Here is a 14,080-nt window from a genome sequence, read left to right on the forward strand (position 1 = left end):
CGCGGGAACCCGTTGCGAAGAACGGCGAATCCCATCCGATTCGCTTATCGATCCGGTCGTATCGGCGTCATGCAGGCTCCATCCCGTATTCCCGCTTGATGTGTGCGGCTTGCGGCGACGCCAGATACGCGACGAACCGCGCCGCGGCCGCGCGATCGTGCGCGACGGCCAAGACTGCGGCGGCGAACACCGTCACCGCCTGCGCCGCGGCGGGCAGCGCGCCGACAACTTCGACACCCGGCACGTGCATCAGCTCGCTCATCTGCTGAAAGCCGATCTCGACGTCGCCGGATGCGATCAACGCGCCGACCGGCACGCCGGGCGAGACCTGTACGATGCGCGGCGCGATCGCGTCGGCGATGCCCCAGCGGGCGAACAGGCGTGTCAGGTGCGTACCGCTCGGCCCGGTCGAATAGCCGATCCGGCCGGCGCTCAGGATCGCATCGCGCAATGCAGTTTCGGTACCGATGTCCGGCCGCGGCGCGCCGCTCGCGACCGCGACCGCGATGCCCGATCGCGCGACGTCCACGCAGCTGCCCGGCTCGACGTGGCCATCCGCCGCGAGCCGCTCGATCGCATCGGACGCGAGCACGACGACATCGAACGGCTCGCCGTCGCGCACGCGCCGGGCGGCGTCGACGCCGCCCACCGACGTGATCGCGACGCGTGTGCCCGTGTCGCGCTCGTAAGCGGCGGCGAGCCGCGTGAGCACCGGCCGCGTCGCCATCGATGAAATGCCCGTGACGGCCACAGCCGCTTCCGGTGTCCGCATCATCGCGTCCGCCCGCATCAGTCGATGTAGCGCAGGCCGGCCTGCCGCAGCGGCTCGCGCATGTCGTACATGTCGAGGCCGAGCACGCCGGACGCGAGCTTCGCGCGCTTCGCCGCTTCGTTCGCTTCGCGGGCCACCGCCTTCTCGAGCACCTGCGCCGCACGCGCGGCCGGCACCACGGCCACGCCGTCGTCGTCGGCGACGATCACGTCGCCGGGGTGGACGAGCGCACCCGCACAAACGACGGGCACGTTCACCGAACCGAGCGTCGCCTTGATCGTGCCTTTCGCCGAAATCGCCTTGCTCCAGACCGGGAACTGCATCGCCTCGAGCACCGCGACGTCGCGCACGCCGGCATCGATGATCAGCGCGTGCGCGCCGCGTGCCTTGAAGCTCGTGGCGAGCAAGTCGCCGAAATAGCCGTCCGTGCAATCCTCGGTGATTGCCGCGACGACCACGTCGCCGGGCCGGATCTGTTCGGCTGCCACGTGCATCATCCAGTTGTCGCCCGGATGCAGCAGCACCGTGACGGCCGTACCGGACGCGTGCGCACGCGGATAGATCGGCCGCATGTAGGGCTTCAGCAGCCCCGTGCGGCCCATCGCCTCGTGCACCGTCGCCGAGCCGAGCGCGCCGAGCCGCGCCGCCACATCCTGGTCCGCACGCTGGATCGTGCGGTACACCACGCCGAGTTCAGTCATGATCAAAGCCCCTTCGCCTTCAGTTGCGCATCGAGACGCGGATACACGCGCCGCGCATTGCCTTCGTAGATCTTGTGACGCGCTTGCGCATCGAGCGACGACGCGTCGATGTAGCGCTTCGTGTCGTCGTAGTAGTGACCGGTTTCCGGATCGATGCCGCGCACCGCGCCGATCATCTCGCTCGCGAACAGGATGTTGTCGACCGGAATCACGCCGGTCAGCAGATCGATGCCGGGCTGGTGATACACGCACGTATCGAAGAACACGTTGTTCAGCAGATGGTCTTTCAGCAGCGGCTTCTTCAGTTCCTGCGCGAGCCCGCGAAACCGTCCCCAGTGATACGGCACCGCGCCGCCGCCATGCGGGATCACGAAGCGCAGCGTCGGGAAATCGCGGAACAGGTCGGAGGTCAGGCACTGCATGAACGCGGTGGTGTCGGCGTTCAGGTAGTGCGCGCCGGTCGTGTGGAAGCACGCGTTGCAGCTCGTGCTCACGTGGATCATCGCGGGAATGTCGTACTCGACCATCTTCTCGTAGATCGGGTACCAGTAGCGATCCGACAGCGGCGGGCTCGTCCAGTGGCCGCCGGACGGATCCGGATTCAGGTTGATCGCGACGTTGCCGTATTCCTCGACGCAGCGCACGAGCTCCGGAATGCAGGTCGCGATATCGACGCCCGGGCTTTGCGGCAGCATCGCGGCCGGCACGAAGTGATCGGGAAACAGGCGATGCACGCGATGGCACAGCTCGTTGCACACGGCCGCCCACGTGCTCGACACCGCGAAGTCGCCGATGTGATGCGCCATGAAGCTCGCGCGCGGGCTGAAGATCGTCAGGTCGAGGCCGCGCTCGCGCATCAGCCGCAGCTGGTTGTGCTCGATCGATTCGCGCAGTTCGTCGTCGCCGATGTTCAGCTCGGCCACCTTCGGTTGCTCCGACGGACTGCCGAGCGCCGCGATCTGGCGATTGCGCCACGCTTCCAGCGCCTTCGGCGCGGTGGTGTAGTGGCCGTGGATGTCGATGATCATTGATGCTCCTGCATTTGATGAGGTGTCCGGCACCCTGCCGACGACCGCGCCGGACGGCGGTGTGCGACGTGCGTCAGTGCGCCGGGTTTTCGAGTTCCTGCGGTTCGGGTGCGGCCGCACGCTGCGTCGTCATGATCGCGATGGCCGCCAGCACCGCCGGCACCGCGAGCATCGACAGGATCGCGTCGAACTTCCAGCCGAAACCGAGCAGCGCGCCGCCGATCGCCGAGCCGAAGATGCTGCCGAAGCGGCCCATTCCGAGCATCCAGCTCACGCCAGTTGCGCGTGCAACCGTCGGATAGCGACCGGGCGCATACGCGTTCAGCCCGGTCTGCGCACCGCTCATGCAGAAGCCGGCCGCGAACACGAGCAGCGCGAGCGACGACGACAACGCACCGGCCCATGCGAGCAAGACCACGCACAGCCCGCCACCGAGATACGCGATACCGATCACCGGCGCCGGCCGTACGCGATCCATCAGCCAGCCCACCCCGATCGCGCCGATCGTGCCGCCAATCTGGAACATCGCCGTCACGTTCGCGGCCGTGCTGACGGACAGGCCCGCGTCCTTGATCAGCGTCGGCAGCCAGCCGGTCAGCAGATAGATCACCAGCAGACCCATGAAATAGGTGATCCACAACGACAGCGTCACGCGGCCGTAGCCTTGCGAGAACAGCACGCCGATCGGCTTGCGCGTCGGCAGCGGCGGCTCGTTCGACACGAACGTCTCGTCGCCGCTGAATCGACCGCCGCACACGCGGTTCAGCAGCGCGCCGATGCGCTGCGACGGCGCGCCGTGCACGGCCAGCAGCCGCGCCGATTCGGGCAGCAGCCAAAGCTGGAGCGGAATCAGCAGCAGCGGCAGCGCGCCGCCGAACAGCAGCACGGCGCGCCAGCCGTGCAGCGGAATCAGCCAGCCGGCAACGAAACCGATCAGCGCCGAGCCGAGGTTGAAGCCGGTAAACATCACGGTGATCATCAGCGCGCGCATCCGCTGCGGGGCGTACTCCGACAACAGCGTCGTCGTGTTCGGCATCGCCGCGCCAAGACCGATGCCGGTCAGCAGCCGCAGCATCGCCATCTCGAACGGCGAGTGCGCGTGCGCGGTCAAGATCGTGAACACGCCGAACAGGAACACCGACGCGATCAGCACGCGCTTGCGCCCGAACCGGTCGGCGCTCGGACCGGCCAGCAGCGCGCCGATCACGAGTCCGATCGGCGCCGCGCTCATCACGAGGCCGAACTCCGGCCGCGAGATCGCCCAGTCGCGAATCACCGACGGCGCAACGAATCCCATGATCGCGACGTCCATCCCGTCGGCGATCACGACGAGGCAGCACAGCACGACCAGCAGCCACTGGTAACGCGACACCGGCCGCTCGTCGATGAACGACTTGATGTCGATTGTCTTTCCACTTGCCATCATGACTCTCCTGTCTCCTTGGCGACGATCGACCTATCGATTCGTCATCCTATTTATATGGTTTGGCACGCTTCCGGCGTGTCGGCCTCCCGGTCCCGCAGGCGCCGCGATCCCGGGCGCCTTCGTCCTGCGTTACGTGTTGCCCGGCGTGTCCGCGCCGTCCCAGCCGAGCGGCCCGGCGCTCTTGCCAGCCACCGAGTACAGCGCGCCCGGCGCGTTGCGCGTGCGCTGGAAATCCTCCAGCGATTCGCCGCGCATCGCCGCGTAGATATGCAGGTTCGATACGCCCGTCACCGCGCCGAGCTTTTCGAGCAGGAAGAAGATCACGCCGTAGCGCAGCAGGCCGAGCCAGTCGCGCCGGCGGATCAGGTCGCGCTCCTCCGTGCTGAGGTCCGCCGCGGCAAAGCTCGCTTCGGGGTCGCTCACGAACTGCGCGCGATGCGCGGGCTCGATCATCCGGTGCAGATAGTCGTTGATCCGGTACGCACGCACGGCCCGCTCGATCGTGAACGGATAGGTGCCGGGCAGTTGCTCGACGCCGGCGAGTTCGGCCGCGATCCGCTGCCGGTGGCGCTCGGCCGCTGTCTCGTCGACGTCGGTGTCCGCCGGCTCGTAGACGGCCGTCGCAATCCCCGTCATCGAGGGCAGGTAGTAGCCGCGGTGCCGGCACACGACGCCCGCCGGCAACGCGCCGCGCATCGTGAGCCACATCACGACCTCGGCGCCTTCGAAGCCGCCGAGCGCCGCGTATTCGCCGAGCGGCATGCCAGCCAGGCGCTCGGGGTCGCGCTCGAGCAGATCGAGGAAACGCGCGTCCCATTCGGGATTGTTGAAGCCCGAACGCTCGCCATGCACCTGATGCGACAGTCCTCCGGTCGCGACGATCGCGACGCGCAGGTCCTCCGGAAAGCTTTCGATCGCACGGCGCAGCGCCTGGCCGAGCCGGTAGAAGCGGCGCGCGGACGGCACCGGCAACTGCAGCACGCCCATCTGCAGCGGCACGAGTTGTACCGGCCAGTCGGGGCGGTGCGGACACAGCACCGACAGCGGCGAAAAGCAGCCATGGTCGAGCGGCTTGTTCTGGAAGAACGACATGTCGAACTCGTCGGCCATCAGCGACTGGCCGATATGCGCGGCGAGTGCAGGATGGCCGGCGACCGGCGGCAGGTCGCGCGCGCCGCCGCCTTCATCCGCCGGATGCCACTGCGGCCCGACGCCGAGCGAGAACGCCGAGTAGTGATCGAAGAAGAACGACGTCACGTGGTCGTTGTAGATGAACAGCAGCACGTCGGGACGCTTGTCGGCGAGCCACGCGGCCAGCGGCGCGAAGTTTTCGAAGATCGGCGCCCAGACCGGATCGTCGCGCTTGTTCTTGTCGAACGCGAACCCGATCGTGGGCGTGTGGGAGGCCGCGACGCCTCCGATAATCCGTGCCATGCCAATGCTCCTTCGTGATGCTCTGATGCGGTCCGGCCGTGCCGGCCGTTGCCGATTGAATGCGTGCGCGTTCGCTCGCTACGCGCGGCCGTCCGGCTGCAGCGCAAGGCTGCGCTTGACGACCAGCGCGAGCGGAACGGCGAATACGAAATGCGACATGAACCCGCCGATGATCACGTTCGGGTCGAAATAGTCCGGATGATTGCTCGACGCGATCATGATCAGCGCGTGCATCACGATCCATGCGACGATCGCGAAGAACAGCGCGACGAACGTCGCCTCGAAGCCGCGCCGGCGGAACCACGGCCAGATCGCCGCGAACACGATGCCCCACGACAGCGCGAACACGAAATGGATCGCCGTGCCGATGAAGTATGCGCCGATGCCGAGCGCGTCCTGTGCGGCCTTGCCGAACACGAGCCCCGTCGCATTGCGCGGGATGCCGGCGAGCGGCATCAGGTGCTGCGCGCCGACCCACACGAGCGCCTCGTAAACCCAGATCAGCACCGCGCCCGCGAAGCCGCCGCGAATGCCCGCGCGGATCGTGTCCGACAGCCGCGTGCTGCGCGCCGATGCGCCGGCTCCAATGATGTGCTGTCGTCCCATTACGCTGCCTCGCTCGTAGTTGCAGGTGCCGCGCCGCACGCCAGCCCCTTTTCGTGATCGGACGAACAATGAATCAGATGGCGGTCCGATGTGCCGGCAACCGCGTGCTTGCGGCGCCCGGGATTGAAATTACTCAGGCGCAGGCGATGCAACACAGTTAGGGTAAACCCTTATATTTTGGGGAGGCCGCCTATCCGGCAGGCTTTCAACCTGCATGCGAACCGCGCCTCCGATGGCTCGGAAGCCCGCCGGATATGGCGCGCGCGCGTCGGCGTTCGGCGGCGCATGCGCCGCAACCGGTCGCCCGGCGATTCGCAGCCGATAAATAAAACAGATGGATCGACAAGCACGACGCAAGCTGCGCGGCCACCGTTCCGGTAAAGTCGTTCAACCCGCTGCATCGCCTGCGCGGGCCGTACGGCGGCACGCATGTCGCGCGTGCCGCCGCCGGCGACGCACACTGCCCGAACGCCCATGGACAACACCGAACTTCCGAATCTTGCCTGCCTGTACGCGGTGCGGCGCGTTGCCGAGACGGGCAGCGTGAGCCGCGCCGCCGCGACGCTCTTTCGCGCGCAGTCGGCCGTCACGCGCGCGGTGCAGGAACTCGAAACGGCCGTCGGCGCGGCGTTGTTCGATCGCAAGCCGTCCGGCATGCTCGCAACGCCGGTCGGTCGTGCGGTGCTCAAGCGCGGCGAGCGCGTGATCGCCGAACTTGGCGCGCTCGCGAACTGGTGTGCGCTGCGCCAGTCGCGCCGCCGCGCGTCACCCGACAGCGGCCTGCCCGCGTACCTGCTCAACACGCGGCGGCTCCAGCTGTTCTCGACGCTCGCACGGCACCGGCACATGCCGAGCGCCGCGCGTGCGCTCGGCGTCACGCAGCCGGCCGTCAGCAGCGCGATCAGGATTCTCGAGAGCGGCGCGGGTTTCGCGCTGTTCCATCGACATCCGCGCGGCCTGCTGCTGACGGCCGACGGCGAGACGTTCCTGCTGCACGTGCGGCGCGCGCTGAACGAACTGCGGCACGTCGCGGACGACGTCGCCGCGCTGCACGGCAGCATCCAGGGCATCGTGACCGTCGGTGCGCTGCCGCTCGGCCGCACGCTGATACTGCCCGAAGCGGTCGCGCGCGTCGTCACGCGGTTTCCGAAGGTGCGCGTGATCACCGACGAAAGCGCCTACGAGGCGCTCGTTGCCGGCGTGCGCGCGGGCGACGTCGACTTCATCCTCGGTGCGTTGCGCACGAGCGATCCGGCGAGCGACCTCGAAAACGAGCGGCTGATGTCCGAGAACCTCGTCGTGCTCGCGCGGCACGATCATCCGCTCGCCGGCGTCCGGAACCTCGGGCTCGCGAGCCTCGCCGGCGCGCAATGGATCCTGCCGCGCAGCCACTCGCCCGCGCGCGGGCTGTTCGAATCGCTGTTCCGGCGCATGAAACTCAAGCCGCCGATGCCGACGGTCGAAAGTGCCGATCTCGCGGTGATTCGCGGCCTGCTGCTGCATAGCGACATGCTCGCGGTGCTGTCCGCGCAGCAACTGCGCTACGAATGCGACGCGGGGTTGCTGGCCGTGCTCGACGTGCCGATGCGCGAAACGGCCCGCGACATTGGCCTGATGACACGCACCGGCAGCCCACCGTCGCCGGCGGCACGCGCGTTGATCGATGCGATCCGTGTGGTCGCGACCGAAGTCGCGCGCACGCCGCACGCTACGGCCGCTGCGCGATAACGAAAGCGCATGGCTGCCGCGCCGGATTCGCATCGCACCCACCCCATGCGTTGCCGCACAATTCGGTCGATATACCCTGCGGCTGCCGGCCGAAGCGCGACGCTGCCATCACGCGTCGCGATACCGGACGGCCAGCCCGCGCATCACCTTCATCAGGAGCGACACGCATGATCGACCCGACGATAGCGTTCATCGGCTTCGGCGAAGCGGGCAGCCTGCTCGGAGGCGCACTCGCCGCGCGCAACGTCCGCGTGACGATGTACGACCGGCAGCTCGACGATGCAAGGACCGCGAGCGCGATGCGCGACAAGGCTACGCGCGTGCATGTCGAAGCCGCGTCGACGGTCGCCGCCGCGATCCGCGACGCGCAATGGATCGTGTCGGCCGTGACGGCATCGTCCGACGCGGAAGTCGCCGCCGCGGTCGCCGCGCACATCCGGGCGGACCAGACGTTCATCGACCTCAACTCGGTATCGCCGGCACTGAAGCAGCACGGCCAGCAGCTGATCGAAGCCGCCGGCGGCCATTACGTCGAAGCGGCGGTGATGGCGCCCGTGCCGCCGCACGGCCTCGCAGTGCCGATGCTGCTGGCCGGTCCGTCGGCCGACGCGATCGCACGCGAGCTGACCACGCTGGGCTTCACTGCACAGGCCGTGTCGACACGCGTCGGCACCGCGTCGGCCGCGAAAATGTGCCGCAGCGTGATGATCAAGGGGATCGAGGCGCTCACCGTCGAATGCCTGAGCGCGGCCCGCGCGTATGGTGCGGACGCGCTGGTGCTCGCGTCGCTGCGGCAGACCTTCGACACGTTCGCGACGCGGCCCGACCTGCCCGGCTATCTGATCGGCCGCGTCGCCGAGCATGGGCGCCGGCGCGCGGCCGAGATGCGCGAAGTGTGCGACACGCTGCGCGAAGGCGGCGTTGCGCCGGAGATGAGCGAAGCATGCGCTCGCGTGCAGGACGAATTCATCGACAGGATGGCCGCCGGCGGCCTCGACTACCACGCGCTGCTGCCGTTCGACTGGAAGGCGGTGCTCGACCGGCTGGGTAATCGGCCGGTGTCGGCGCCGACACCGCCCGGGTACGGCGCCGGTCGCGATGACTGACCGGCGGCAGCGTGGCATCGCTCGGGTTCAACGCGCTGGGGCAAGCCAACGGGACCCGGGTTACGCCCACCGCTGGCAGCGATTCGGCGCCGCCCGCATGATCCTGCCGCGCCCGGCGCACTAGCGTTCGCGCAACGCCTCGGCGGCCCGGTTCAGCGGCTTGACGAGGTAGTCGAACACGGTGCGGCGCCCGGTGCGGATCTCGGCGGTCGCGACCATGCCCGGCAGGATCGGATGCCGCTTGCCGTCGCGGGTTTCCAGATACGCATGCTGCGTGAGCACGTAGACGCGGTAGTAGTACACACGCCGGTCGACCTGGTCTTCGATCGTGTCGGGCGAAATCCGCTCGACCTTCGCCGGCAGCGAGCCGTAGATCGACGATTCGAACGCCGTGATCTTCACGGTCGCCTCCTGCCCCGGATGAACGAACGCGATGTCGCGAGGGCTGAGGCGCGCCTCGATCAGCAACTGGTCGTCGAGCGGCACGATTTCCATCAGCATGCCGCCCGGCGGAATCACGCCGCCGACCGTCGACACGCGGATGTCCTTCACGATGCCGCGCGCCGGCGCACGAATCACGGTTCGTCGCAATTGATCGGCACGGCCTTCGCGAACCTTGAGCAACGGTTCGAGATCGGCCATCGTCTTCGAGTAGTCGGCTTTCAGCGCGACGTAGTACTCGCTCTGCGCCGCCGCGAGCTTCGTCGAGAATTCGGCGGCCTTCTGACGCAGCCGGAGCACCTCCACCTCGTTGGTCGCGCCGGTTTTCAGCAGCGGCAACGCAATCCGGAGCTCGTCCTCGGCGAGGCGCAACTGTTCGCGCAGGTTGGCGACGTTTTCGCGAAACGCGCGCCGGTTCGCGACGAACAGCTGACGCTCGCGCGCGGTCACGGCCTTCTCGTTCGCGAGTTCCGCCGGGAAGTCGATGCCGGGCAGGTCGTTCATCTCCGCATACAGCCGCGCGGCGCGGCCCTGCAATGCGGTGATCCGCTCGAGCGTTTCCTCCATCGACGCGCGCGCGAGCACCGGATCGAGCGTCGCGAGCCGCTGGCCCGCGTCGACGACGTCGCCCTCGCGCACCGCCAGCTCCAGCAGGATGCCGCCTTCGAGACTCTGGATGACCTGCCCTTTCGATGCCGGCGTGACCTTGGCTTCGCCGACCGCGACTTCGTCGAGGTTCGCGAACACGGACCACACGAGGAAGATCGTCAGCGCGGCGACGATCAGCCACAGCATCCGCCGGGCGGGTGCCGCTTCGCGCACGCGGTGCGCCGACCACGGGAAATCGCTCATTGCGCCTCTCCCGCCATCTGCGCCGCCACCGGACGCGAGCCGCCGGCCGCCGGCGCCGGCGTGCCGGCGCCGCGCAACGCGGCCAGCACCTCGTCTTTCGGACCGTCGCGCACCACGCGTCCGCCATCGAGCACGATGATGCGATCGACGATCGACAGCACCGGATAACGATGCGTCGCCACGATCAACGTGCGATTGCCCAGCCATTGCTGCAGGCGCTCGACGATCGCCCGCTCGGTCGCCTCGTCGAGCGAGGCGGTCGGCTCGTCGAGCAGCAACACGTTCGGCGAGCGCAGAATCACGCGGGCCAGCATCAGCGCCTGCTTCTGGCCGCCGGACAGGCCAAGGCCGCTTTCGCGCAGCTTCATGTCGAGGCCGTGCGGCTGCCGCAGCAGCAACTGGTCCGCGCACGCGACCTTCATCGCGGCGAGCATCGCGTCGTCGCTGGCGAGCGGATTCGCGATCAGCAGGTTCTCTCGCAGCGTGCCGTAGAAGAGGCTCGATTCCTGCAGCAGCATCCCGACGTCGCGGCGGACATCGGCGACGTCGATCAGCGGCATCGGCGTGTCGTTGAACAGGATGCGCCCCTGCACCGGCGTCGCGAGCCCGCCGAACAGCCTCAGCAGCGTCGACTTTCCCGCGCCGACGCGGCCGAGAATCGCGACCCGCTCGCCGGGCTCGATCGACAGATTCGGAATACTGAGCACGGGTTTTTCCTGCGGATCGAAGCTGTATCCGACCTGCTCGAAGCGATATCGGCCGACGAGCGCCGGCTTGTGATACGCATCGACCGCCGGATCGTGGTCGACCGGCAGCGCGAGCAGGTTGTCGAGCCCCTTCTTGCCCGCCCGTACGTTCTGGATGCGCGACAGCACGGCAGGAATCTGCCCCAGCGGCGCGATCGTACGGCTCGTCAGGATCGAACAGGCGAGCACGGCGCCGAACGACAGGCTCGAGTCCAGGATGCCGTACACGCCGGCGACCAGCACGCCGGCGTAGGCGAGCTGCTGCACCGTCTGCGCGAGATTGACCAGCAGGCCCGCCAGCCGGCGCTGCTGCAAGCCGATATCGGCATTCACGCGATTCGTATGCGCCCACAGCTGCCGGAATCGCGGCTCCGCCTGCAACGCCTTGATGTCTTCGGCGCGATAGATCGCTTCCATCAGGATCGCGTTGCGCAGCGCCGATTCCTCGAGCCCTCGGTTCGACAGCTTCGCCAGCGGGATCTGTGCAAGCACGCCCGGCAGGATCAGCAGCGGGATCGCCGCGAGCGGCACGAACGCGAGCGGCCCGCCGAGCAGCCAGATGATGAACAGGAACGTGACGACGAACGGGATGTCGATCAGCACGCCCATCGTGCTCGACGTCAACAGCTCGCGCAGCTGTTCGAGGTCCCGAAGCTGGGCGACCAGCGTGCCCGGCGAGCGCGGCCGCGCGTCGTTGCGGATGTCGAGCACGCGCGCGAAGAACATCGCGGACAGCTTGAGGTCCGCCTGCTTGCCGAAATGATCGGCAATCGACACGCGCGCGGTACGCAGCAGCAGTTCCAGCGCGAGCGCGAGCACGACACCCGACGCCAGCACCCACAGCGTATGCGTCGCCCGCGCCGGGACCACGCGGTCCCACACCTGCATCGCGAACAGCGACGTCGCGATCGCGAGCAGATTGCCGAACAGCGAGCCGGCGCCGAGATCGAGCAACACCTTCCATTGCGCCGAGAACAGATCGTGCAGCCAGGTGTCGGGTTTGACGGACAGGTAGCCGTCGACGCGCTCGTCGCGCCGCGCGACCCGCTCGTGGACGATCAGCACGCGGGCCGGCCACGCGGGCGCCGGCGCGTCCAGCTCGATCGCGCGTTCGAGCGGCTTGCCGTCGAAGACGAACTGAACGACCGCCCGTCCCGCCGCGACCGACACGATCACACCGACATGCGCATCGTCGAACACGGCGAGCGCCGGCAGCATCGCCGGCGTGAGCCGCGCCGGCGGCAATGCGACGAACTGCGCGGCCAGGCCTGCGGACGCGGCGACTTCGACGACGGCCGCGTCCGGGTCCGCGACGCTCGCCCACGATGCCGCGCCGCGCACCTGTTCCGGCGACACGGCCAGGCCGAGATGCCGCGCCGCGAAAATCAGCGGGTCGGCCCAGCGTGCGACGTCGGCGCCGGCATCGCGGCCGGCGCGAAACGCATCATTCATGACGACTCCCCTCGTGTTCGCGCAGCAATTCGACGAACTTGCCGACTGCCACGTATGCCTTGATGCGCGCAATCGCGCCGTCGGCGAGTGCGTTGATCGACTCGACTTCCGATTCGAAGATGTCGCGCTCCGGATTCACGACATCGGTCAACGTACGCTTGTTCAGGATGTATTCCTGCCAGTACAGGTCGCGCGACGCCCGCGACAGCGCGGTCACCTTCTCGTAGCTGTTCAGGCGCGCCGCGGCGCCCGACGCTTCGATCTCCGCCGACTTGAGCGCGCTGCGCGTGACGAGCCGCCGGTTCTCGAGGCTTTCGCGGTTCGCGCGCAGTTCGGCTTCGGCGGCCGCGATCTGGTGTTTCGCCAGGCCGCCCAGCGAGTAATTGCCGCTCACCGCGAAACCGATCCACGTGTCGTTGGTGGCGTTCGGGCGGCCGCTCGATATCGAACGGCTCGCGCCGATACCGATCGACGGGAAGCGCTCCGACTGCGCGACCCGCACGCGCGCATCGGCCGCATCGACGGCCGCCGCCGCGGCAAGCACCGACGGCGTGCGCTCGATGTCGCCGCCGGCATAGCCGAGATCGCCGACGAAATCCACCGTGCCGCCGAGATTCGCCACGCGCCGCGGGCGCGCGCCGATCAGTTCGGTGAGCTTCGCGGCGGCGACGTCGAAACGCGTGTTGGCCTTCAGCACTTCCGCCTGCGCATGCAGGATCGCCAGTTCGACCAGGTTGCGGTCCGACGAAACCGATAGTCCGGCCCGCACGCGATCGAGGATCTTCGTGCGCGTGTCGCTCAGCGCGACGACCTGGCGCCGCGCGGCGGCGACGACGTCCTGGCTGGCGGCCAGTTCGACGAACGTCGACGCCGTCTGGTACGCGACCGTCTCGATCGTGTCGGCCAGCTGATACTGCTTCTGGCTGCGCGTCGCGTCCGCCGCGGAAATCCGGCCCGACGTGCGGCCGAAGTCGTACAGCAACTGCGACACGCCGATCGATGCGCGCGTGCCGGTACGGTTGCCGTTGCTGCCGAAGCTGCCGCCATAGCCGGGACGCACGCCGTAGTCGATCTTCGGGTACCAGGCCGCCTTCGCGACCTCGACCTCCGATACGCTTTGCGCCACTTCCGCATGCGCGCGGCCGATGTCCGGATGGCGCGCGATCGCGACGCCGACCGCGTCGCGCAGCGTCAGACGATCGAGCGCGATGCGCAGCGTCTCGCCCGAGTCGCCGGCGGCATCCTCGGCATCCTCGACGCGGCCGGCAGCGGGGACATCGAGCGCGTCCGGTCTGTCCGGCGTGATCGTCGTCACCCCTGCCGTCATCCCGTCATGCAGCGGCGAAACCGGCGCTTGCGGATCGATCGGCGCCATCGCGCGGGACAGGTTCGCGAGGACGATGCGCCGCGCCGGGTCCACGGGCGGCAACGGCGGCGCCACGTGCCGGCGCGGTGCGGCAGCGGGCATGCCGGCCGGCAGCGGCACGAACGACGCCGTCGCCATCGCCGTCCGCACTGGCGCAGCGGCCGGCCTGGGCGGCGCGGGTGGCGCGGGTGGCGATGAATGCGCTGACGGCGCCGCGGCCGCATGGACCGTGTCGGCCGGTGCGCGCGCCGCGGTCTCGAACGAATCGGTCAACCGGCCGCTCGGCAGCGGCGACGACGACGCGAACGCCGCCGCTGCGGTGTCGAGCAACGCGATCGCGAACAACACATGGCCTGGATGGAAAACGGCACGCACCGCGCAAACGGCGCGACGCAAGGTGTAGCTGAAACGAGCGGTTGTCT

Annotated in this window: 12 protein-coding genes; 3 read left to right on the plus strand and 9 right to left on the minus strand. The window is 68.5% G+C overall.

The window, feature by feature from the left end; translation table 11 throughout:
* Nucleotides 1-67: 67 nt before the first annotated feature.
* The 6 genes from WS54_RS09390 to WS54_RS09415 form a co-directional block, all read right to left on the minus strand.
* Nucleotides 68-775, minus strand: coding sequence for a substrate-binding domain-containing protein (locus tag WS54_RS09390; RefSeq protein ID WP_059780671.1), 708 nt, complete (start codon nt 773-775; stop codon nt 68-70).
* Between the two features lie 14 nt (nt 776-789).
* On the minus strand, nt 790-1,473 hold the full coding sequence (gene ligK, locus WS54_RS09395) for a 4-carboxy-4-hydroxy-2-oxoadipate aldolase/oxaloacetate decarboxylase (RefSeq protein ID WP_059780656.1): 684 nt from the start codon (nt 1,471-1,473) through the stop codon (nt 790-792).
* A 2-nt stretch (nt 1,474-1,475) separates the two neighbouring features.
* Complete coding sequence (locus WS54_RS09400) at nt 1,476-2,501, minus strand: amidohydrolase family protein (RefSeq protein ID WP_059780657.1); 1,026 nt, start codon at nt 2,499-2,501, stop codon at nt 1,476-1,478.
* Nucleotides 2,502-2,574: 73 nt separating this feature from the next.
* Nucleotides 2,575-3,924: an MFS transporter gene (locus tag WS54_RS09405; protein ID WP_059780672.1), complete on the minus strand. Its 1,350-nt coding sequence runs from the start codon at nt 3,922-3,924 to the stop codon at nt 2,575-2,577.
* 132 nt (nt 3,925-4,056) lie between these two features.
* The gene (locus WS54_RS09410; protein WP_059780658.1) at nt 4,057-5,361 is read right to left on the minus strand and encodes a gallate dioxygenase; all 1,305 of its coding nucleotides are present in this window, start codon (nt 5,359-5,361) and stop codon (nt 4,057-4,059) included.
* Between the two features lie 78 nt (nt 5,362-5,439).
* Nucleotides 5,440-5,967 (minus strand): hypothetical protein, encoded by a 528-nt coding sequence (locus WS54_RS09415; protein WP_059780659.1) that lies wholly within the window; start codon nt 5,965-5,967, stop codon nt 5,440-5,442.
* A 474-nt stretch (nt 5,968-6,441) separates the two neighbouring features.
* Between WS54_RS09415 and WS54_RS09420 the strand changes: the two genes are divergently transcribed.
* A complete protein-coding gene (locus tag WS54_RS09420) occupies nt 6,442-7,695 on the plus strand; it encodes a LysR family transcriptional regulator (protein WP_034204391.1) in 1,254 nt (417 codons plus the stop codon).
* Nucleotides 7,696-7,862: 167 nt separating this feature from the next.
* The gene (locus tag WS54_RS09425; RefSeq protein WP_059780660.1) at nt 7,863-8,801 is read left to right on the plus strand and encodes an NAD(P)-dependent oxidoreductase; all 939 of its coding nucleotides are present in this window, start codon (nt 7,863-7,865) and stop codon (nt 8,799-8,801) included.
* Between the two features lie 120 nt (nt 8,802-8,921).
* Here the strand turns inward: WS54_RS09425 and WS54_RS09430 are convergent, their stop codons facing one another.
* From WS54_RS09430 to WS54_RS09440, 3 genes are read right to left on the minus strand one after another with little or no spacing between them, the layout of a single operon-like run.
* Nucleotides 8,922-10,094 (minus strand): HlyD family efflux transporter periplasmic adaptor subunit, encoded by a 1,173-nt coding sequence (locus WS54_RS09430; protein WP_059780661.1) that lies wholly within the window; start codon nt 10,092-10,094, stop codon nt 8,922-8,924.
* Nucleotides 10,091-12,292, minus strand: a complete 2,202-nt coding sequence (locus WS54_RS09435; RefSeq protein ID WP_059780662.1) for a type I secretion system permease/ATPase — start codon at nt 12,290-12,292, stop codon at nt 10,091-10,093. The genes WS54_RS09430 and WS54_RS09435 overlap by 4 nt, the downstream gene beginning before the upstream one ends.
* The gene (locus tag WS54_RS09440; protein ID WP_236872767.1) at nt 12,285-13,712 is read right to left on the minus strand and encodes a TolC family protein; all 1,428 of its coding nucleotides are present in this window, start codon (nt 13,710-13,712) and stop codon (nt 12,285-12,287) included. The genes WS54_RS09435 and WS54_RS09440 overlap by 8 nt, the downstream gene beginning before the upstream one ends.
* Between WS54_RS09440 and WS54_RS34215 the strand changes: the two genes are divergently transcribed.
* Nucleotides 13,594-14,061, plus strand: coding sequence for a hypothetical protein (locus WS54_RS34215; RefSeq protein WP_236872769.1), 468 nt, complete (start codon nt 13,594-13,596; stop codon nt 14,059-14,061). The two genes, WS54_RS09440 and WS54_RS34215, sit on opposite strands and share 119 nt — an antisense overlap.
* Nucleotides 14,062-14,080: the final 19 nt, after the last annotated feature.

Origin of the sequence: Burkholderia sp. NRF60-BP8, assembly GCF_001522585.2 — a bacterium.
Classification (GTDB): domain Bacteria; phylum Pseudomonadota; class Gammaproteobacteria; order Burkholderiales; family Burkholderiaceae; genus Burkholderia.

Bases quoted from the DNA above. Each gene is read 5' to 3' on its own strand.
- WS54_RS09425 (WP_059780660.1), top strand. From the start codon at position 7,863: ATGATCGACCCGACGATAGCGTTCATCGGCTTCGGCGAAGCGGGCAGC.
- WS54_RS09420 (WP_034204391.1), top strand. From the start codon at position 6,442: ATGGACAACACCGAACTTCCGAATCTTGCCTGCCTGTACGCGGTGCGG.
- ligK (WP_059780656.1), bottom strand. From the start codon at position 1,473: ATGACTGAACTCGGCGTGGTGTACCGCACGATCCAGCGTGCGGACCAG.
- WS54_RS09390 (WP_059780671.1), bottom strand. From the start codon at position 775: ATGATGCGGACACCGGAAGCGGCTGTGGCCGTCACGGGCATTTCATCG.
- WS54_RS09405 (WP_059780672.1), bottom strand. From the start codon at position 3,924: ATGGCAAGTGGAAAGACAATCGACATCAAGTCGTTCATCGACGAGCGG.
- WS54_RS09400 (WP_059780657.1), bottom strand. From the start codon at position 2,501: ATGATCATCGACATCCACGGCCACTACACCACCGCGCCGAAGGCGCTG.
- WS54_RS09415 (WP_059780659.1), bottom strand. From the start codon at position 5,967: ATGGGACGACAGCACATCATTGGAGCCGGCGCATCGGCGCGCAGCACG.
- WS54_RS09435 (WP_059780662.1), bottom strand. From the start codon at position 12,292: ATGAATGATGCGTTTCGCGCCGGCCGCGATGCCGGCGCCGACGTCGCA.
- WS54_RS09410 (WP_059780658.1), bottom strand. From the start codon at position 5,361: ATGGCACGGATTATCGGAGGCGTCGCGGCCTCCCACACGCCCACGATC.
- WS54_RS09430 (WP_059780661.1), bottom strand. From the start codon at position 10,094: ATGAGCGATTTCCCGTGGTCGGCGCACCGCGTGCGCGAAGCGGCACCC.